General features: G+C 67.9%; 16 protein-coding genes and 1 riboswitch. Of the genes, 11 read left to right on the top strand and 5 right to left on the bottom strand.

The window, feature by feature from the left end:
• Positions 1–3: 3 nt before the first annotated feature.
• The 4 genes from fba to GL279_RS07525 are packed head-to-tail and all read right to left on the bottom strand — an operon-like array spanning position 4 to position 4,975.
• Positions 4–1,083 carry a class II fructose-bisphosphate aldolase gene (gene fba / locus GL279_RS07540; RefSeq protein WP_155064013.1) on the bottom strand — a complete coding sequence of 360 codons (1,080 nt, stop codon included), beginning with the start codon at positions 1,081–1,083 and terminating at the stop codon, positions 4–6.
• Complete coding sequence (tkt, locus tag GL279_RS07535; protein WP_155064012.1) at positions 1,083–3,086, bottom strand: transketolase; 2,004 nt, start codon at positions 3,084–3,086, stop codon at positions 1,083–1,085. The genes fba and tkt overlap by 1 nt, the downstream gene beginning before the upstream one ends.
• Positions 3,087–3,099: 13 nt before the next feature.
• Positions 3,100–3,972, bottom strand: coding sequence for a phosphoribulokinase (locus GL279_RS07530; protein ID WP_155064011.1), 873 nt, complete (start codon positions 3,970–3,972; stop codon positions 3,100–3,102).
• A gap of 10 nt (positions 3,973–3,982) precedes the next feature.
• On the bottom strand, positions 3,983–4,975 hold the full coding sequence (locus tag GL279_RS07525) for a class 1 fructose-bisphosphatase (protein WP_155064010.1): 993 nt from the start codon (positions 4,973–4,975) through the stop codon (positions 3,983–3,985).
• Between the two features lie 91 nt (positions 4,976–5,066).
• On the opposite strand from GL279_RS07525, the gene cbbR reads away from it, so the two are divergent.
• The 7 genes from cbbR (at position 5,067) to GL279_RS07490 (ending at position 12,700) form a co-directional block, all read left to right on the top strand.
• Positions 5,067–5,990 (top strand): LysR family regulator CbbR, encoded by a 924-nt coding sequence (gene cbbR / locus GL279_RS07520; RefSeq protein ID WP_155064009.1) that lies wholly within the window; start codon positions 5,067–5,069, stop codon positions 5,988–5,990.
• Between the two features lie 157 nt (positions 5,991–6,147).
• Positions 6,148–7,188: an Hsp33 family molecular chaperone HslO gene (gene hslO, locus GL279_RS07515; protein WP_155064008.1), complete on the top strand. Its 1,041-nt coding sequence runs from the start codon at positions 6,148–6,150 to the stop codon at positions 7,186–7,188.
• Between the two features lie 4 nt (positions 7,189–7,192).
• Positions 7,193–7,792, top strand: a complete 600-nt coding sequence (locus tag GL279_RS07510) for a CoA pyrophosphatase (protein ID WP_155064007.1) — start codon at positions 7,193–7,195, stop codon at positions 7,790–7,792.
• On the top strand, positions 7,789–9,027 hold the full coding sequence (locus GL279_RS07505) for a CCA tRNA nucleotidyltransferase (RefSeq protein ID WP_155064006.1): 1,239 nt from the start codon (positions 7,789–7,791) through the stop codon (positions 9,025–9,027). The genes GL279_RS07510 and GL279_RS07505 overlap by 4 nt, the downstream gene beginning before the upstream one ends.
• Positions 9,020–10,876, top strand: a complete 1,857-nt coding sequence (locus GL279_RS07500; RefSeq protein WP_155064121.1) for an ABC transporter ATP-binding protein — start codon at positions 9,020–9,022, stop codon at positions 10,874–10,876. Before GL279_RS07505 ends, GL279_RS07500 begins: the two co-directional genes overlap by 8 nt.
• A 5-nt stretch (positions 10,877–10,881) precedes the next feature.
• Positions 10,882–12,102: a class I SAM-dependent RNA methyltransferase gene (locus GL279_RS07495; protein ID WP_155064120.1), complete on the top strand. Its 1,221-nt coding sequence runs from the start codon at positions 10,882–10,884 to the stop codon at positions 12,100–12,102.
• A gap of 67 nt (positions 12,103–12,169) precedes the next feature.
• Positions 12,170–12,700, top strand: coding sequence for a L,D-transpeptidase family protein (locus GL279_RS07490; RefSeq protein ID WP_155064005.1), 531 nt, complete (start codon positions 12,170–12,172; stop codon positions 12,698–12,700).
• 95 nt (positions 12,701–12,795) lie between these two features.
• Here GL279_RS07490 and GL279_RS07485 read toward each other — a convergent pair whose 3' ends face one another.
• Positions 12,796–14,109: a class I SAM-dependent methyltransferase gene (locus GL279_RS07485; protein ID WP_155064004.1), complete on the bottom strand. Its 1,314-nt coding sequence runs from the start codon at positions 14,107–14,109 to the stop codon at positions 12,796–12,798.
• A gap of 107 nt (positions 14,110–14,216) precedes the next feature.
• Positions 14,217–14,413: riboswitch (cobalamin riboswitch) on the top strand.
• 143 nt (positions 14,414–14,556) lie between these two features.
• Here GL279_RS07485 and GL279_RS07480 point away from each other — a divergent pair.
• Genes GL279_RS07480 through GL279_RS07465 form a run of 4 tightly spaced genes read left to right on the top strand, consistent with a single transcriptional unit; the run spans position 14,557 to position 17,775 of the window.
• Positions 14,557–15,561 (top strand): ABC transporter substrate-binding protein, encoded by a 1,005-nt coding sequence (locus GL279_RS07480; RefSeq protein ID WP_155064003.1) that lies wholly within the window; start codon positions 14,557–14,559, stop codon positions 15,559–15,561.
• Positions 15,558–16,595 carry a FecCD family ABC transporter permease gene (locus GL279_RS07475; protein ID WP_155064002.1) on the top strand — a complete coding sequence of 346 codons (1,038 nt, stop codon included), beginning with the start codon at positions 15,558–15,560 and terminating at the stop codon, positions 16,593–16,595. Before GL279_RS07480 ends, GL279_RS07475 begins: the two co-directional genes overlap by 4 nt.
• On the top strand, positions 16,592–17,362 hold the full coding sequence (locus GL279_RS07470; RefSeq protein WP_155064001.1) for an ABC transporter ATP-binding protein: 771 nt from the start codon (positions 16,592–16,594) through the stop codon (positions 17,360–17,362). The genes GL279_RS07475 and GL279_RS07470 overlap by 4 nt, the downstream gene beginning before the upstream one ends.
• The gene (locus tag GL279_RS07465) at positions 17,362–17,775 is read left to right on the top strand and encodes a pseudoazurin (protein ID WP_211371279.1); all 414 of its coding nucleotides are present in this window, start codon (positions 17,362–17,364) and stop codon (positions 17,773–17,775) included. The genes GL279_RS07470 and GL279_RS07465 overlap by 1 nt, the downstream gene beginning before the upstream one ends.
• The last annotated feature ends 38 nt before the right edge of the window (positions 17,776–17,813 follow it).

The raw sequence follows: 17,813 nt of genomic DNA, 5'->3' as shown, positions 1-17,813 counted from the left end.
CTTTTACGCGGCGCGGGCGCCGGTGATGGCCGGGTCCAACGCCCCCGACGCGTAGCGTTTCGCCATCTCGTCCATCGCGATGACGCGGATCTTGCTGGCATGTCCCGCCGTGCCAAAGCGCTCGAAACGGTCGCGGCAGAGCGCCGTCAGCTCGTTCATGGCGGGGATCATGAATTTCCGGGGATCGAATTCCTCGGGTTTGTCCTGCGCGACCTTGCGGAAATGCCCGGTCATCGCCATGCGGCAGTCGGTGTCGATATTGACCTTGCGCACCCCCATGCGGATGCCGCGCTCAATCTCCTCGACCGGAACGCCATAGGTCTGGGGCATCTCGCCGCCCGCCTGGTTGATCAGGTCTTGCAGATGCTGCGGGACGCTGGATGATCCATGCATGACCAGATGCGTGCCGGGCAGGCGCTGGTGGATCGCCTCGATCACATGCATCGCCAGAATGTCGCCATCGGGCTTGCGGGTGAATTTATAGGCGCCATGCGAGGTGCCGCAGGCAATCGCCAGCGCGTCGCAGCGCGTGCGCATGACGAAATCCACCGCCTGATCGGGGTCGGTCAGAAGCTGACTGTGGTCCAGCTTGCCCTCGGCGCCCGAACCATCCTCGGCCGCGGCCTCGCCGGTTTCCAGGGATCCCAGCACACCCAGTTCGCCCTCGACCGAGGCGCCGACGGCATGGGCCGCCTCGCTGACCTTGGCGGTGACCGCGACGTTATAGTCGTAGTCAGCCGGGGTCTTCATATCCTCAAGCAGCGAGCCGTCCATCATCACCGATGTGAACCCATGGCGGATCGCCGACATGCAGGTGGCCAGATTGTTGCCGTGATCCTGATGCAGACAGATCGGAATCGTCGGGTTCATCTCGGCCAGCGCCTCGACCATGCGGCGCAGCATGATGTCGCCGGCATAGGACCGCGCCCCGCGCGAGGCCTGCAGAATGACCGGGGCATCAACCTCGGCTGCGGCCTTCACGATGGCCAGCCCCTGCTCCATATTGTTGATGTTGAAGGCGGGCACGCCATAGCCATGTTCGGCGGCGTGATCCAGAAGCTGCCTCAGCGTGATCAGTGCCATCACTTTCCTCCCTGAATAAGCTGGTTGGCCAGATCGGCGGCGCGTTCCGCCGTGATGCCGAAATGGCGGTAAAGCGCGGGGGCCGGCGCCGAGGCGCCAAAGCCCGTCATGCCGATGAAGCCGTCGCCGGGGCGCAGGAACAGCCCGTCCCAGCCCTGCCGGATCAGCGCCTCGATGCCGATGCGCGGGGCGCGGCCCAGCACCCGCTCGCGCTCGGCCTGGGGCCGGGCGGCGAAGAGCTCGAAACACGGGGCCGAGACCACCGCCGCACGCACGCCCTGCGGCGCCAGAAGATCGGCGGCGGCCAGCGCGATCTCGACCTCGGAGCCGGTGGCGATCAACGTCACATCGCGCGCGCCCTGCGTGTCGCGCAGCACATAGGCGCCCTGCCGGCTCAGGTTCTCATCGCCCGCGTCCATGCGCAGCAAGGGCAGGTTCTGCCGCGACAGGCACAGGACCGACGGCGTGGTGGGCTCGGTCACCGCGATTTCCCAGGCCTCGGCGGTTTCCACCGCATCGGCGGGGCGGAACACCAAGAGGTTCGGAATGGCGCGCAGGCTGGCCACCTGTTCGACCGGCTGGTGGGTCGGGCCATCCTCGCCCAGCCCGATGCTGTCATGCGTCATCACATGGACGACCGGCACCCCCATCAGCGCGCCCAGACGGATCGCGGGGCGGGAGTAGTCGGCAAAGGCCAGAAACGTCCCGCCATAGGGGATCAACCCGCCGTGCAGCGCGATGCCGTTCATGATCGCGGCCATGCCATGTTCGCGAATGCCGTAATGGATGTAGCGGCCCGAGCGATCGGCGGGCGTGACCGAGGCCATGCCCTTGGTCCGCGTCAGGTTCGATCCGGTCAGATCGGCGCTGCCGCCCACGGTATTCGGCAGCACCGCATTGACCACCTCCAGCGCCATTTCGCTGGCCTTGCGGGTGGCGACCTTGGGCTTTTCCACCGACAGTTTCGCGCAATAGTCGCGCATGGCGTGGCGCAATCTGCCGGCATCCGGCGCGGCCAGCGCGGCAGTGAACTGGGCTTTCAGAGGGGATGCATTCAGCCGTTCCTGCCACGCCGCCCGCGCCGCCGCCCCGCGCGCCGCGACCGCGCGCCACGAGGTCAGGATCGGTTGTGGCACCACAAAGGGCGCATGGGTCCAGCCAAAGCCCTGCCGGGCGGCTGCGATTTCCTCGGCGCCCAATGGTGCGCCATGCACGTCATGGCTGCCCTGCTTCGAGGGCGCGCCAAATCCGATCACCGTCTTGCAGGCGATCATCGACGGCCGGGCATCGCTTTGCGCCGCCTGAATAGCGCGGGCCACCGCCTCGCGGTCATGGCCGTCCACCGCCTGCACATGCCAGCCCGAGGCGTCAAAGCGCGCCATCTGGTCGGTGCCGGTCGCCAGATCGGTATGACCGTCGATGGTGATGCCATTGTCGTCCCACAAGACGATCAGCCGGCCCAGCTGCTGATGGCCGGCAAAGTCGATGGCCTCGTGGCTGATGCCCTCCATCAGGCAACCGTCGCCGCAGATGACATAGGTGTGGTGATCGACTAGCGCGTCGCCAAAGCGGGCGTTCATCATCCGCTCGGCCAGGGCCATGCCGACGGCGGTGGTGATGCCCTGACCCAAGGGGCCGGTCGTGGTCTCGATGCCCTTGGCGTGGCCGTATTCCGGATGGCCTGCGGTGCGTGCCCCCAGCTGGCGGAAATTCCGCAGCTGGTCCATGTCCATGTCGTCGTAACCCAGCATGTGGTTGACGGCATAGACCAGCATGCTGCCATGCCCCGCCGACATCACGAAACGGTCGCGGTCGGGCCATTTGTCATCGGCCGGGTCGATCTTGATGAAGCGGTTGAACAGCACGGCCGCCACATCGGCCATGCCCATCGGCGCGCCGGGATGGCCGGACTTCGCGGCCTCGACCGCATCCATCGCCAGCACACGAATGGCTGTCGCCATCGCGGCCTCGGCATCGGTGTCAATCCGGGTGATCTGGTTCATGGCGCTGCCCCCCTCAGGCGCGTTTTGATTCACTGACCATCCGCAGGATGATCGGCGTCAGGATCAGCTGCATCGCCAGGTCCATCTTGGGACCCGGGATGACGATGGAATTCGGCCGGCTCATCCACGAGCCCTGGATCATGTTGGTCAGATAGGGAAAATCGATGCCGCGCGGGTTCTTGAAGCGGATGACGATCAGGCTTTCGTCCAGCGTCGGGATCCAGCGGGTAATGAACGGGTTCGAGGTGTCGACCACCGGCACGCGCTGGAAGTTGATGTCGGTCTGGGTGAATTGCGGGCAGATCACATGCACATAGGCATGCATCCGGCGCAGGATCACATCGGTCACCGCCTCGGTCGAATAGCCCCGGCTGGCCTTGTCGCGGTGGATCTTCTGGATCCATTCCAGATTGATCACCGGCACAACGCCGATCTTCAGATCCGACTGCCCGGCCACGTCGATGGCGTCGGTTTTGACGGCACCATGCAGGCCCTCATAGAACAGCAGGTCCGATCCGTCCTCAAAGGGCGCCCATGCGCTGAACGTGCCCGGCGGCGTGCCGTATTTCTCGGCCTCGCGGTCGTCATGGACATAGTGCCGCGTCTGGCCCGAGCCGGTCTCGCCATAGGCGCGCATCACCTCTTCCAGCTTCTTCAGCTCATTGGCCTCAAGGCTGAAATGGCTGAAGGTATGGTCGCCCGCCTCGGTGCGGCGCGCCAGCTCGGCCTTCATCGCGGCGCGGTCGAAGCGGTGAAAGGCATCGCCCTCGATCGAGACCGCCTTGATGCCCTCGCGGCGAAAGATCTGGTCGAAGGTGTTCTTGATCGTCGTGGTGCCCGCGCCAGACGAGCCGGTGACAGAGATGATCGGGTGTTTCTTGCTCATGGTCTTGTCCTCAGGCGCGGAACAGGCCGCGATGGCCGAACAGGGCGGAAATCTCGGTTTCGGGCAGGTCGTGATAGGCCGAGACGCGGGCCACCTTCTCGGCCGAGCCAAAGACAAGCGGCGTGCGCTGGTGCAGGCTGGTGATGCGCTGGTCCAGAATGGCCTCGCTGGCGTCGCTGGCGCCGCCGCCGGCCTGCTCGATCAGAAAGGCGATGGGTGCCGCCTCGTAAAGCAGGCGCAACCGGCCCTTTTCATAGCCCTTGCGGGCATCGGCGGGATACAGAAAGATGCCGCCCCGCGTCAGGATGCGATGCGCTTCGGCCACCAGACTGGCGATCCAGCGCATGTTGAAATTCGCCTCGCGCGGGCCTTCGATGCCGGCCAGACAATCGTCGATATAGGCCCGGATCGGCCGCGACCAATGCCGGTAATTCGAGGCATTGATCGCGAATTCGAAGGAACAGTCGGGCAGCACCATCCGGCTTTCGACCAGACGAAAGACCCCGTCGGCGGCCAGGGCGTATTGCTGCACGCCATCGCCAAAGGTCACCACCATCGCGCAGCGCGGACCATAGATGATGTAGCCGCCGCAGATCTGCTGGCGCACCGGGCGCAGAAAGCTGGCCTCGGCGCTGGCCTCGGCGGGAAAGACGGCAAAGATCGTGCCGATCGAGACATTGGTGTCAATGTTGGACGAGCCGTCCAGCGGGTCGATGGCGACGGCCAGCCGCCCCTGCGGGTCCAGCTCGATGGCGTCGTCCTGTTCTTCGCTGGCAAACCAGCGCACCCCGGCCCCGGCCAGCGCATCGCGAAACAGATCGTCCGCCATCACGTCCAGCGCCTTTTGCCCGTCGCCACCGGCATTGGTGCCGACCGCGGCGCCCAGCTCGCCGCTGCCGCTGCGAATGATCCGTTCCAGCGCGCCCCCCGCGCCGGCCAGCGCCTGCATCAGCGGGCGCAGCTCGGCCGGGATCCGTCCGGTGTCGATTGTCTCGGCGGTCATCGCGCCCCTCCCTTGCTTCCCTGTTCCTTGTTGACAGAGGCCCGCCTTCAGGAACATTTAATAAAACAGAAGCAAGATTCAGGTTTTCCGAATGTCGCGCATCGATGCCATCACCCTGCGCCAGCTGCGCAGCCTGCGCGCCGTGGTCGAGGCCGGCTCGCTGACCGCAGCGGCGGCCGACCTTGGCCTCAGCCCGCCAGCGGTGCATGGCCAGCTGCGCACGCTCGAAGACCTGCTGGCCGCGCCTCTGGTGATCCGGGGTGAACACGGCGCCTTCGTCGCAACGGATGAGGGCCGCGCCGTGCTCGCGGCCGAGGCCCAGATCGCGGTCGCACTCGAATCCTGCGCGCGGCGGGTCGCGGCGCTGCAAAGCGGCCATACCGGCAATGTCTCGCTGGGCGTGGTCTCGACCGGGAAATATTTCGCCCCCCAGCTGGTCGCCGATCTGCGTCAGGCCCTGCCCGAGGTCGAGGTCACGCTGCGCATCGGCAACCGCGACGCGGTGATCCAATGGCTGGCCTCGCGCGCGCTCGACCTCGCGATCATGGGCCGGCCGCCCCGCAGCCCGGCGGTGGTGGCCGAACCCGTCGGCCCGCACCCGCATGTGCTGATCGCGCGCCCCGGCCACCCGCTGGCCGAGGCCGACCCGGCCATGCCGCAGGATCTCCTGGCCGAAACCTTCCTCGCGCGCGAACCCGGCTCGGGCACCCGCATCCTGATGACCCGGTTTCTGGACCGCATCGGCGAAGGCACGCCCTGGCGCATGGTCGAAATGGGCACGAACGAAACCATCAAGCAGGCGGTGATCGCCGGGCTCGGCATCGCCTTCATTTCGCTCCATACCGTGACCGAGGAACTGCGTTCGGGCCGGCTGGTGACGATCCGCGCCATCGGCCTGCCGATCCAGCGCAGCTGGTTCATGCTGCGGCGCGAGGACATGGCCCTCTCGCCCGCCGGCCAGCGCGTCCACGACCATATCAGCGCGCTGAACGGCGCCTTCCTGCCGCAGCTCTGACCGGCCCGCACCCGCCCGCGCCCATTCACCATTTTTCAAATACCCATTGCCGGCACAGCCACCGGGCGCCGCCCCTTGGGCTTTGCGCACAATGGCCTATATTGGAATGCAAAGCGCGCCCCCCGTGGCCGCCGCCCCCCAATCCAAAGGATCCCTCATGGCTCAGACAAAGGACATTTCCTGGGACGACAGCGTGCTGCCGTTCCAGCTCGAACGCTCGGGCGTGCGCGGCCGCGTCGCCCGCACCGGCCCGGTCCTGGAACATATCCTGTCGCGGCACGACTACCCGGTCGCGGTCAGCGCCATGGTGGCCGAACTGGTGACGCTGGTCGCCCTGATCGGCCCGACCATCAAGCTGCGCTGGAAGCTCTCGCTGCAGGTGCGCGGCAGCGGCCCGATCCGCACCATCGCCACCGATTACTACGCCCCGGAAACCGAGGGCGCGCCGGCCCGCATCCGGGCCTGGGCCAGCTTTGACCCCGAACGGCTCAGCGCCGATCAACCCGCCTTTGACCAGATCGGTCAGGGCTATTTCGCCGTGCTGATTGATCAGGGCGAGGGCACGACCCCCTATCAGGGCCTGACGCCTCTGGCGGGCGGCTCGCTGGCGGCCTGCGCGCAGGCCTATTTCGAGCAATCCGAACAGCTGCCGACCCAGTTCGAGCTGACGGTGGGCCAGTCGCGCCTGCCCGGCCAGCCGGGCGAGCACTGGCGCGCCGGCGGCATCATGATCCAGACCCTGCCCGCCCAGCCCCATGTCCAGACCGAGGGCGGCGCCGAACTGGAAACCGCGGACATCCTGCAAGGCGCCGAATCCGAGGACTGGACCCGCGCCACCATGCTGATGGCCACGGTCGAGCCGATGGAGCTGGTCGATCCGGCGCTGCCGCTGCCCAATCTGGTGTTCCGGCTATTCCACGAAGAGGAACCCGCCGCCTTTGACCGCCAGCGGCTGGAATTCGGCTGCTCGTGCAGCGCCGACAAGGTGCGCGGCACGCTGTCGATCTATTCGCAAAAGGACATCGTCCACATGACGACCGCCGCCGGCCGCGTCACCGCCGATTGCCAGTTCTGCGGCGCGCATTACGAATTCGATCCGCGCAGCCTTGGCTTCGAGGCCAGCGTGGACGAACACGGCCAGCCGCTGCCGCCCAAGACCGGGGCTGGCAGCGCCGCCGAAACCCGCGCGGCCGGGTGACGACATGCTGACGGCACCGCAATCCCTGCTGCGCGACCGGCTGCTGGCGGCGCTGTCGGTGCCGTCGGCGGCCGATTCCTCGGATTACGATCTTGACGATCTTGCCCCCGGCGCGGCCGAGCTGCGCCCTGCCGGGGTGCTGGCAGCCTTTGACAGCGCCGGGCGGCTGGTGCTGACCAAGCGTGCCTCCAGCCTGCGCAACCATCCCGGCCAGATCGCCCTGCCCGGTGGCAAGGTCGATCCGACCGATGCCGATACCGTGGCCGCCGCCCTGCGCGAGGCCCGCGAGGAGGTCGGGCTGGACCCGGCGCAAGTCGAGGTTCTGGGCACGCTGCCCGCGCATCGCACCGTGACCAATTACGCCATGACCCCGGTTCTGGGCCTGATCCGGGGCGAATTCACCCCGGTCACCGAGGCGGGCGAGGTCGAAGAGGTGTTCCGCGTGCCCTTTGCCCATGTCGCCGACCCGGCCAGCTACCGCATCGAGCGCCGGCGCTGGCGCGGCACCTGGCGGTCCTATTACGTCGCGCCATGGGGGCCCTATTACATCTGGGGGGCGACCGCGCGCGTGCTGCACGCGCTGGCGCTGCGCCTGAACGCATGACGCCGCCCGCCAATCCCGCCACCCGCTTCGACGCCCCGGCAACCGGCGCGGTGCCGGCCCGGATCTCGGGCGGCTTTCTCGACAGCCCGGCGCTTGGCCGGGTGCTGGCGGTGCTGACCGGGGCCGGACATCAGGCGCTGGTCGTCGGGGGCGCGGTGCGCAACGCGCTTCTGGGCGAGCCGGTGGCTGATATCGACATCGCCACCTCGGCCCCGCCCGATGAAACCATGCGACTGGCCACGGCCGCCGGCCTGCGCGCCGTGCCGACCGGGATCGATCACGGCACGATCACCGTCGTCGCCGAGGGCGCGGGCTATGAGGTCACCACCTTTCGCCGCGATGTCGAAACCGACGGCCGCCGCGCCAGCGTGGCCTTTTCCGACAACATCGCCGAGGACGCCCGCCGCCGCGATTTCACCATGAACGCGCTTTATGCCGATGCCTCGGGCCGGGTGCTGGACCCGGTCGGCGGCTTGCCCGACCTTGCGGCGCGCCGGCTGCGCTTCGTCGGCGATGCCCGCGAAAGGATCACCGAGGATTACCTGCGCATCCTGCGCTTTTACCGCTTTCTGGCATGGTATGGCCGCGGCGCCGATCTGCAGGCGCTGGCCGCCTGCGCCGAGCTGCGCCACGGGCTGGCGCAGATCTCGCGCGAGCGGATCGGGCATGAGATGCGCAAGCTGCTGGCCGCGCCCGATCCGGCGCAGGCGGTGGCGCTGATGGCCGAGGCGGGCGTGCTGTCGCTGGTCCTGCCCGGCGCCGATCCGGGCGACCTGCCCGAGCTGATCGAGGCCGAGCGCGATTTCGGCACCGGCGCGCTGCCGGTCTGGCCGCGCCGGCTGGCGCTGCTGGCGGCCCATGACGCCGCCGGGGCGCTGCGCCTGTCGCGTGACGAGGCGCGCGAACAGCACCAGATCGCCCTGGCGCTGGACCTGTCCGGCCCCGCCGCCGCCTATCGCTTTGGCCGCATCACCGCCGCGCAATCGGTGCTGATCCGCGCCGCGCGCGGCATTGCGCCGCCCTTTGGCTGGTGCCACGCGCTGGCGCGCGGCGCCGCCGCCCAACTGCCGATCGCGGCGCGCGACCTGCCCGAACTGGCCGGCCCGGCGCTGGGTCAGGCGCTGAAACGCGCCGAGACCGCCTTTGTCGACAGCGATTTCTGCCTGAACGCGCAGGATCTGCGCCAGATCGCCCTGCGCGCGCAGGGTCACCCGGATATCCATGACGATGCATGACCGCCTGTCCCGCCTGATCGACGCCTTTCGCCCCGCCGAAGGGCCGCCACCGCGCAGCCTGCTGGCCTTTTTCCGCTGGTGCCTGTCGGGGGCATGGCCGGGTCTGGGGCTGGCGGCGCTGGCCTCGGCGCTCAGCGGCATTGCCGATATCGTCTCGGCCGTGCTGCTGGGCTGGGTCATCGACGCCGTGGTCAGCACGACGCCGCAGACGCTGATCGCCGACAAGGGCGCGCTGATCGCCGGTTTCGTGATCTTTTTCCTTGTGGTGCGGCCGGCGATCTTTGGCCTGTCCACCGCCAGCTCGTCGGTGATCATCGGCCCGAACCTGTTCCCGCTGGTGCTGTCGCGGCTGCACCGCTGGACCATGGGCCATTCCGTCACCTTTTTCGACAATGATTTCGCCGGGCGCATCGCGCAGAAGCAGACCCAGACCGCCCGTGCCGTAACCGATGTGGCGACCGAATTCGTCAACGTGGTGGCCTTTGCGCTGGCCTCGATCCTTGGCTCGGCGGCCTTTCTGGTCTCGGTCGATGGCTGGGGCGCGGTGGCCATGCTGGTCTGGCTGGCCAGCTATGTCGTGCTGATCCGCTTTTTCCTGCCGCGCATCCGCACGCGCTCGGCCAGCCGTGCCTCGGCCCGGGCACTGGTCACCGGGCAGGTCGTCGACACGATCACCAATATCAAGACCGTCAAGCTGTTCGCCCATGCCGAGCACGAGGAAAACGTCGCTCTGGGCGCTATGGCGGGCTTTCGCGAACGGGCGCTGGATTTCGGCCGCGTCAGCACCTGGTTCCGCTTTTCGCTGATGTTTGTTGCCGGCGCGCTGCCGGTGGTGCTGATCGGCGGCACGCTGCTTTTGTGGCGCGAGGGGCTGGCGACGGCGGGCGATATCGCGGCCGCCGGTGCGATCTCGATGCGGCTGGCGCAGATGACCGGCTGGGTCAGCATGGCGCTGATGGGCGTCTGGGGCAGCATCGGCGAGGTCGAGGACGGCATGAAGACGCTGGCTCCGCCCCATGCTTTGACCGACGCGCCCGATGCGCTGGCCATGGGCCGCGCGCAGGGAAGCATCGACTTTGACCATGTCGATTTCGCCTATGGCCGCGACGCGGGCGGCATCCACGATCTGGATCTGCATATCGCGCCGGGCGAGAAACTGGGCATCGTCGGCGCCTCGGGGGCAGGCAAGTCGACCATGGTGTCGCTGCTTTTGCGGCTTTACGACGTCGAAAGCGGCGCGGTGCGGATCGACGGTCATGACGTGCGCGCGGTGACGCAGGAAAGCCTGCGCCGCAATATCGCCATGGTCACGCAGGAAACCGCGATGTTCAACCGCTCGGCGCGCGACAACATCCTGTATGGCCGCCCCGATGCCACCGAGGATCAGGTCATCGCCGCCGCCAAGGCCGCCGAGGCGCATGATTTCATCCTGACGCTGCAAGACCATATGGGCCGGCGCGGCTATGAGGCGCATCTGGGCGAGCGCGGCGTGAAACTGTCGGGCGGCCAGCGCCAGCGCATCGCGCTGGCCCGTGCGCTGCTCAAGGACGCGCCGATCCTCGTCATGGACGAGGCGACCAGCGCGCTGGACAGCGAGGTCGAGGCGCAGGTGCAGGACGCGCTGACCCGCGCCATGCAGGGCAAGACGGTGCTGGCCATCGCGCACCGGCTATCCACCATCGCCCAGCTCGACCGCATCGTCGTGCTGGAGGCGGGCCGCATCGTCGAACAGGGCAGCCATGCCGAGCTGCTGGCCCGCGGCGGCACCTATGCGCGCTACTGGAACCGCCAGTCGGGCGGGTTTCTTGGCACCGACGACACTGACGAGACGACAGAGGCCGCCGAGTGAACTGGATGATCGAGCGGCTGGGCCGCAAGGGCGACGGCGTCGCCGTTTCCGGCGAGGCGCGGGCGCTGGCCGCGCTGACCCTGCCCGGCGAGGTGATCGAGGGCGAGGCGGTTGAAGGCCGCATCGCCAGCCCGCGCATCCTGACACCCTCGGCGGACCGGGTGCGCCCGCCCTGCCCGCATTACCGCAGCTGCGGCGGCTGCACGCTGATGCATGGCTCGGATGCATTCGTGCGCGACTGGAAGGTCGGCGTGGTGGCCGAGGCCTTGCGGGCGCAGGGCTTGCAGGCGCCCGTCGCCGGGGTGCATGTCTCGCCGCCGCGCTCGCGCCGGCGGGCGGTGCTGTCGGGGCGGCGCACGAAAAAGGGCGCGTTGCTGGGCTTTCATGCCCGCGCCTCGGATATCGTCGTGGACATTGCCGATTGTCAGGTGCTGCGCCCAGGCATCCAGAACGCGCTGCCGTTCCTGCGCGAACTGGTCATCGCCGGCGCCTCGCGTTCGGCCGAACTGTCGCTGGCGGTGATCGAAACCCAGGCAGGGCTGGATGTGGCCGTGACCGGCGGCAAGCCGATGGACGCCGGGCTATTCTCGACGCTGGCGGGGCTGGCCGAACAGGGCGATCTGGCGCGGCTCAGCTGGGGCACGGGCGCGGATGCGCAATCGCTGACCCGGCGGCCGCCAGCTTTGGCGCTGGGTCGGGCGCAGGTGGTGCCGCCGCCCGGCGGCTTTCTGCAGGCCACAGCCGAGGGCGAGGCGGCGCTGCTTTCGGCCGTGCGCGGCATCGTCGGCGATGCCACGCGGGTGCTGGACCTGTTCGCCGGCTGCGGCACATTTTCCCTGCCCTTGGCCGAGACGGCCGAGGTCCATGCCGTCGAGGGACTTGCCGCACCGCTGGAGGCGCTACAGGCAGGGGCGCGCAAGGCCATGGGCCTGCGCCGAATCACCACTGAAATCCGCGACTTGGCCCGGCGGCCGCTGCTGCCCGACGAGCTGGACCATCACGCTATCGTGATCGATCCGCCCCGCGCCGGGGCCGAGGCGCAGGCGCGCGAGATCGCCCGCTCGCAGGCGGGAACGCTGGCCTGGGTCAGCTGCGATCCGGTCACTTTCGCAAGGGATGCGCGGATCCTTGCCGAAGGCGGGCTGGCAATCGTGCGGATTTTCATCATCGACCAGTTCCGCTGGTCGCCGCATGTCGAAACCGTGGCGGAAATTCGCCGACGCTAGCGAAATCTTTACCCTCGTGGTATTTAAAGAAAAAACCAACGCGTGCTCAGGCACCATGAGGGCAGTGATGATACGGGTCATTCGCGCATTTCTCGCGGTAATTTCCGTTTGGATTCTGGCCAGCTGCGGCGGCGGCGACAGCAGCCGCCCCAATTCCACGGCCAAGACCTACAATGGTCCGCCGGTCACCCAGATCGTTGTCAAGAAGGGCGAGCGGCGGATGTATATGGTGGCGGGCAAGGATGTGGTGCGCAGCTATCACATCAACCTCGGCAGCCAGCCGGTCGGCGCCAAGCAGTTCGAAGGCGATGGCCGCACCCCCGAGGGGATGTATTTCATCGACCGCAAGAACCCGCGCAGCCGTTACCACCTGTCGGTTGGCGTGTCCTATCCGTCGGCCAAGGACATCGCCCATGCCGCCCAGATGGGCCTGCGTCCCGGCGGCGACATCATGATCCACGGCCTTGGGCCCGAGGGGCAGATGCTGGCGAAACAGCGGGCCGACTGGACCGCCGGCTGCATCGCAGTGAATGACAACGAGATCGAAGAGATCTTTGCCATGGTCAATCCGGGCGTGCCGGTCTTTATCTATCCCTGACCGGATCCGGATAGATCCCCAGATCACGACAAAAGCCCGCGTCCCGGTGACGCGGGCCTTTGCTTATGCCCGCTTGCTCATGTCGGGCCCGTTGCTCATACCGGGCCTGCCCCGCCGCGGCCCCACGCGCCCGCATCCGGCGGCTCGGCGCGATAGATGTAATCGCGCCGGAACGGATAGCTGCTGTCGGCACCCGGCAGGTCGGGCGCGGCGGGTGGACCGCCGGGCCGGGTCAACAGGATCTGGTAAAGCGAGGTCCAGCTTTCCTCGAAGGACAGCGCACAGCCGGCCAGATACAGGCGAAAGGCGCGCAGCACCTCGGCGGCGCGCTCGGGCTGCATGGTCTGTTCCAGCACCGCCAGCGCCTCGGGCAGCCGTGCCTCAAGGTTGTCGGACCAGCACCACAGCGTGCGGGCGTAATGCGGGCGCAGGTTCTCGGTATCGACCATCTCCAGCCCGGCCTGCGAAAACTGCCGGATGGCGTGGCTGACATGGATCAGCTCGCCGCCGGGAAAGATGTATCTCTCGATGAAATCGCCAAGGCCGCCGCCGATCATGGCGTCATCCAGCCCGGTCACGGTGATGCCGTGGTTCAGGGCCAGCCCGCCCGGCCGCAACAGCTCGGAGAGCCGCTGCGCATAGATCGCCATATGGGCGCGGCCAACGTGTTCAAACATCCCGACCGAGGCCAGCTTGTCAAAGGGCACGGCGGGCTGCAGGTCACGATAGTCGCACAGATGGATGCGCACGCGATCGCCCAGCCCCTCGGCCGCGATCAGCCGGGTGACATGGTCGAACTGGTTCTGCGACAGGGTAATGCCGGTAGCATCGACCCCGTAATGGCGCGCCGCATGCAGCAAAAGCGCGCCCCATCCCGCGCCGATATCGACGAAACGCTCGCCCGGGCGCAGGTCCAGCTTGCGGCAGATCAGGTCCAGCTTGGCCTCTTGCGCCTGCGGCAGATCCATCGCCGGGTCGCGGAAATAGGCACAGGAATAGACCTGCCGCGGGTCCAGCCAGATGCGATAGAAATCATCCGAGACATCATAGTGAAAGCGGATCTGCGCCGCGTCGCGCTGCCGGCTGTGGCGCAGGATCGAGGCAAGCCCCCACCATACCCGCTGCCATGGCCGCGGCCGCTCGGCCCGGCCGTCATCGGGCACCAGCGCCGCCACCACCCGCATCAGCGGCCGCATCCCGCCATGGATGGTGACCTTGCCATTGACGATCTCGCCGCCCAGCGCGCCCAGATTGCCGGCAGCCAGCCGGGCCAGCGCGGCGGGGTCGTGGAATTCGATCTCGACCTCGGCGGCCTCGGGGCCCAGCCGCTGCCCCGTGGGCAGACGCACGGCCAGCGGCACGGCCAGCGTGTCGAGGCGATCCTTGATGATGCGATCCAGGGAGACCATGTCAGCACCCGCAGACAGTCCGGCTACCATACGAGGGACTATTCCCCCCGGCCGCGCCGCCGTCAACCCGCCGCAACGATTGCCCCTTGCCAGAGGCGCGGTCCCGCCGTTACCAGTGCCCTGTCGGTTTCCGAAAGGAATTGAAAGGGAATCCGCCGGGGCAGATCTGCCCCGAACCGGAACTGCCCCCGCAACTGTAGGCGGCGAGCAGGATGCATCATGCCACTGTGGCCCCGTGCCATGGGAAGGCCGCATCCCGCCCAGACCCGCCAGTCAGGAGACCTGCCGACGAGTGAAACCAGCGTTCCGGGCGGGGTTGTCCGGGGAGAGGTGCCCGATGATCCAAGCCCGTTTCGGGGCATGCCCTGCCTGTCCCCGGCCCAGCCCGGCGGATCGGGGCTGGCCTTTTTCCCTTCCGCTCCGGTCGCCATCAGAACGGAGAGCCTGATGTTTCCCAAGACTACCCTGGCCCTGCTGGCGCTGATCGCCGGCGCGGGCACCGCCCATGCCACCCAATATCCGCTGCAACTGGCCAATTGCGGCGTCACGCTGCGCTTTGACAAGGCGCCGGACAGTGCCGTCACCGTCGGGCAGGCCACGACCGAGATCCTGTATGCGCTGGGCCTTGCCGACCGGGTCAAGGGCACCTCGGTCTGGTTCACCGAAGTGCTGCCGCAGTTCAAGGAGGTCAATGCCGGCATCGAGCGGCTGGCCGACAATGATCCCAGCTTTGAAAGCGTGGTCGCCAAGCGGCCGGGGCTGGTGACGGCGCAATATGAATGGCACATCGGCCCGCAAGGCATCGTCGCTACGCGCGAGCAATTCGCCGATCTGGGCATCCCGACCTATATCCTGCCCTCGGATTGTCTGGGCAAGGACAACAGCACCGGCTCGGACGGCACCCGCACGGCGATGTATTCGATGGAGAGCATCCATCAGGGCGTGACCGAGCTGGCGCAGATCTTTGATGTCGAGGACAAGGGCGCGGCCTTGGTCGGCGATCTGAAGGCGCGCGAGGCGGCGGCCATCGACAAGGCCCGCGCGCTGGATCTGCATGACGCCTCGGCGCTGTTCTGGTTTTCCTCGGCCGAGATGGACATCGACCCCTATGTCGCCGGCCGCAAGGGGCCGCCGGCCTATATGATGCAGGCGCTGGGGCTGCGGAATGTGATCGAAAGCGACGAGGAATGGCCGGTGGTCAGCTGGGAAAGCATCGCCCGCGCCAATCCTTCGGTCATCGTCATCGCCAAGATGGACCGCCGCCGGTTCGAGGCGGATGACTATGAAAAGAAACTGGCCTTCCTGAAATCCGACCCCGTCGCCAGCCAGATGGAGGCGGTCAGGAACGACCGGATCGTGGTGCTGGACGCGCATGCCATGGACTCCTCGATCCGCAATGTCGATGCGCTGGAAACTCTGGCCGCCGCCCTGCCGGCGCTTGGCCTGAGATGACGGGCGCCACCATCCCGGCCCTGCTGCGCCGGCTGGCCGCGCGCGCGGCCTTGGGCGCGCTGCTTTTGATCCTTGCGATTTTTGCCGGGGTGGTGATTGGAGAAACCCCGCTGTCGCCGGCCCTGATCGGTCAGGTGCTGGCCCACAAGCTGGGCCATATGCCGCTGCCGGCCGATCCGATCGACGCCGGCATCATCTGGAACTATCGGCTGCCGCGCACGCTGGTCGCGGCCGCCTGCGGCGCGGGGCTGGCGCTGTCGGGGCTGGTCCTGCAAACTCTGGTCAGGAATGCCTTGGCCGACCCCTATCTGCCGGGCGTTTCGGCCGGAGCCTCGACCGGGGCGGTCGCGGTCACCATCCTTGGCGTCGGGGCGGGCAGCATCGGCATCTCGGCCGGGGCCTTTGTCGGGGCGGCGCTGGCCTTTGCGCTGGTCGCCGCGCTGGCGCGGGCGGCGGGCGGCGGCTCGGCGCAGCTGGTGCTGGCCGGCATCGCGGGATCGCAGCTTTTCAATGCGCTGACCAGTTTCTTCATCGCCAAATCCGCCAATGCCGAACAGGCGCGCGGCATCATGTTCTGGCTTTTGGGCAATCTGTCGGGGGTGCGCTGGCCCGATGTCGGGCTGGCGCTGCCGGTGGCGCTGGTCGGGCTCCTGATCTGCCTGTGGCATGTGCGGGCGATGGATGCCTTCAGCTTTGGCGCCGGGGCCGCCGCCGCGCTTGGCGTGCCGGTGCGGCGCGTGGTGGCGGTGCTGATCGGCGCGGTCACGCTGATGACGGCGACCATGGTCAGTCTGGTCGGCGCCATCGGCTTTGTCGGGCTGGTGATCCCGCATGCCATGCGTTTTCTGGTCGGCGCCCGCCATGCCGGGCTGGTGCCCTGCACGGCGCTGGCCGGCGCGGTCTTTCTGATCGCTGCTGACATCGCCTCGCGCATGATGATCCCCGGACAGGTGGTGCCGATCGGCGTGGTCACGGCGCTGGTCGGCGCGCCGGGCTTTGCCCTGATCCTGATCCGCAACCGGAGGCTGGCATGAGGCTTGCCGCACATGGGCTGGAGTTTCACGCGCAGGGCCGCGCCATCGTCGCGGATGTCTCGCTGCAGGTTCAGCCGGGCGAGACACTGGCGCTGATCGGTCCCAATGGTTCGGGCAAATCGACGCTACTGCGGCTGCTGGCCGGGTTGCAGCCGCGCGGGCGCGGGCAGGTGCTGCTGAACGACCGGCCGCTGCAGCGCATGACCCGGCGCGAGATCGCCCGCTGCCTTGCCGTGGTCGAACAGCAGGCCGAGACCTCGGACAGCCTGACCGCATGGCAGGTGGTGCAACTGGGCCGCACGCCGTGGCTGAGCGCGCTGTCGCCCTTTGGCCCGGCGGATGCGGATATCATCGATGAATCGCTGGCGGCTCTGGGCATGGCCGGGATGGCCGAACGGCGCTGGCAGACCCTGTCGGGCGGCGAACGTCAGCGCGTGCAGATCGCCCGCGCGCTGGCACAGCGCCCGCAGATCCTGCTGCTGGACGAGCCGACGAACCATCTGGACATCCACCATCAACTGGCCCTGTCGCGGCTGATCGCCCGCCTGCCGCTGACGGTGGTGATGGCGGTGCACGATCTGAACCACGCCATGACCTGCGACCGGCTGGCGGTGATGTCGGCCGGCCGGCTGGTCGCCTGCGGCCCGCCGCGCGATGTGCTGACGCCCGACCGCCTGCGCGAGATCTTTCGCGTCAATGCAACGCTGCTGACCGATCCGGCGGATGGCGCCGCCCTGCTTCGCTTTCACTGTCTTGAGGAGAAATGATGAAACCGCTGTTTCTTTTGGCCCTGCTGCTGGCCGCCCCCGCTTTGGCCGAAACCCATGAGGTCAGGATGCTGAACCGGGGTGCCGCCGGCGCCATGGTCTATGAGCCCGATTACCTGCGCATCGCGCCGGGCGATACCGTGCGCTTTCTGCCCACCCAGCCCGGCCATAACGCCGCCAGTATCGAGGGTATGCTGCCCGAGGGCGCCGCGCCCTTCAAATCCGGCATCAACAAGGAGTTCGAGCTGATGCCGACCCAGCCCGGCGCCTATGGCGTCAAATGCTCGCCGCATGTCGCCATGGGCATGGTCATGCTGATCGAGGTCGGAGACCGCGCCGAGGTCGCCCTGCCCGAAGCCCTGCCCGGCAAAGCGGCCGAACGGTTCCGCGCCATTCTGGCCGCGCGCCCCTGATCCCGACATGAAAAAGGGGCCTCGCGGCCCCTTTCCCG

Origin of the sequence: Paracoccus limosus (assembly GCF_009711185.1) — a bacterium.
In the GTDB taxonomy this organism is placed as follows: Bacteria; Pseudomonadota; Alphaproteobacteria; order Rhodobacterales; family Rhodobacteraceae; genus Paracoccus; species Paracoccus limosus.
This window is presented reverse-complemented; position numbering and strand designations above follow the sequence as displayed.

Bases quoted from the DNA above. Each gene is read 5' to 3' on its own strand.
- GL279_RS07485 (WP_155064004.1), bottom strand. From the start codon at position 14,109: ATGGTCTCCCTGGATCGCATCATCAAGGATCGCCTCGACACGCTGGCC.
- GL279_RS07465 (WP_211371279.1), top strand. From the start codon at position 17,362: ATGAAACCGCTGTTTCTTTTGGCCCTGCTGCTGGCCGCCCCCGCTTTG.
- GL279_RS07500 (WP_155064121.1), top strand. From the start codon at position 9,020: ATGCATGACCGCCTGTCCCGCCTGATCGACGCCTTTCGCCCCGCCGAA.
- tkt (WP_155064012.1), bottom strand. From the start codon at position 3,086: ATGAACCAGATCACCCGGATTGACACCGATGCCGAGGCCGCGATGGCG.
- GL279_RS07510 (WP_155064007.1), top strand. From the start codon at position 7,193: ATGCTGACGGCACCGCAATCCCTGCTGCGCGACCGGCTGCTGGCGGCG.
- hslO (WP_155064008.1), top strand. From the start codon at position 6,148: ATGGCTCAGACAAAGGACATTTCCTGGGACGACAGCGTGCTGCCGTTC.
- GL279_RS07490 (WP_155064005.1), top strand. From the start codon at position 12,170: ATGATACGGGTCATTCGCGCATTTCTCGCGGTAATTTCCGTTTGGATT.
- GL279_RS07525 (WP_155064010.1), bottom strand. From the start codon at position 4,975: ATGACCGCCGAGACAATCGACACCGGACGGATCCCGGCCGAGCTGCGC.
- GL279_RS07475 (WP_155064002.1), top strand. From the start codon at position 15,558: ATGACGGGCGCCACCATCCCGGCCCTGCTGCGCCGGCTGGCCGCGCGC.
- cbbR (WP_155064009.1), top strand. From the start codon at position 5,067: ATGTCGCGCATCGATGCCATCACCCTGCGCCAGCTGCGCAGCCTGCGC.
- GL279_RS07505 (WP_155064006.1), top strand. From the start codon at position 7,789: ATGACGCCGCCCGCCAATCCCGCCACCCGCTTCGACGCCCCGGCAACC.
- GL279_RS07470 (WP_155064001.1), top strand. From the start codon at position 16,592: ATGAGGCTTGCCGCACATGGGCTGGAGTTTCACGCGCAGGGCCGCGCC.
- GL279_RS07530 (WP_155064011.1), bottom strand. From the start codon at position 3,972: ATGAGCAAGAAACACCCGATCATCTCTGTCACCGGCTCGTCTGGCGCG.
- GL279_RS07495 (WP_155064120.1), top strand. From the start codon at position 10,882: ATGATCGAGCGGCTGGGCCGCAAGGGCGACGGCGTCGCCGTTTCCGGC.
- fba (WP_155064013.1), bottom strand. From the start codon at position 1,083: ATGGCACTGATCACGCTGAGGCAGCTTCTGGATCACGCCGCCGAACAT.
- GL279_RS07480 (WP_155064003.1), top strand. From the start codon at position 14,557: ATGTTTCCCAAGACTACCCTGGCCCTGCTGGCGCTGATCGCCGGCGCG.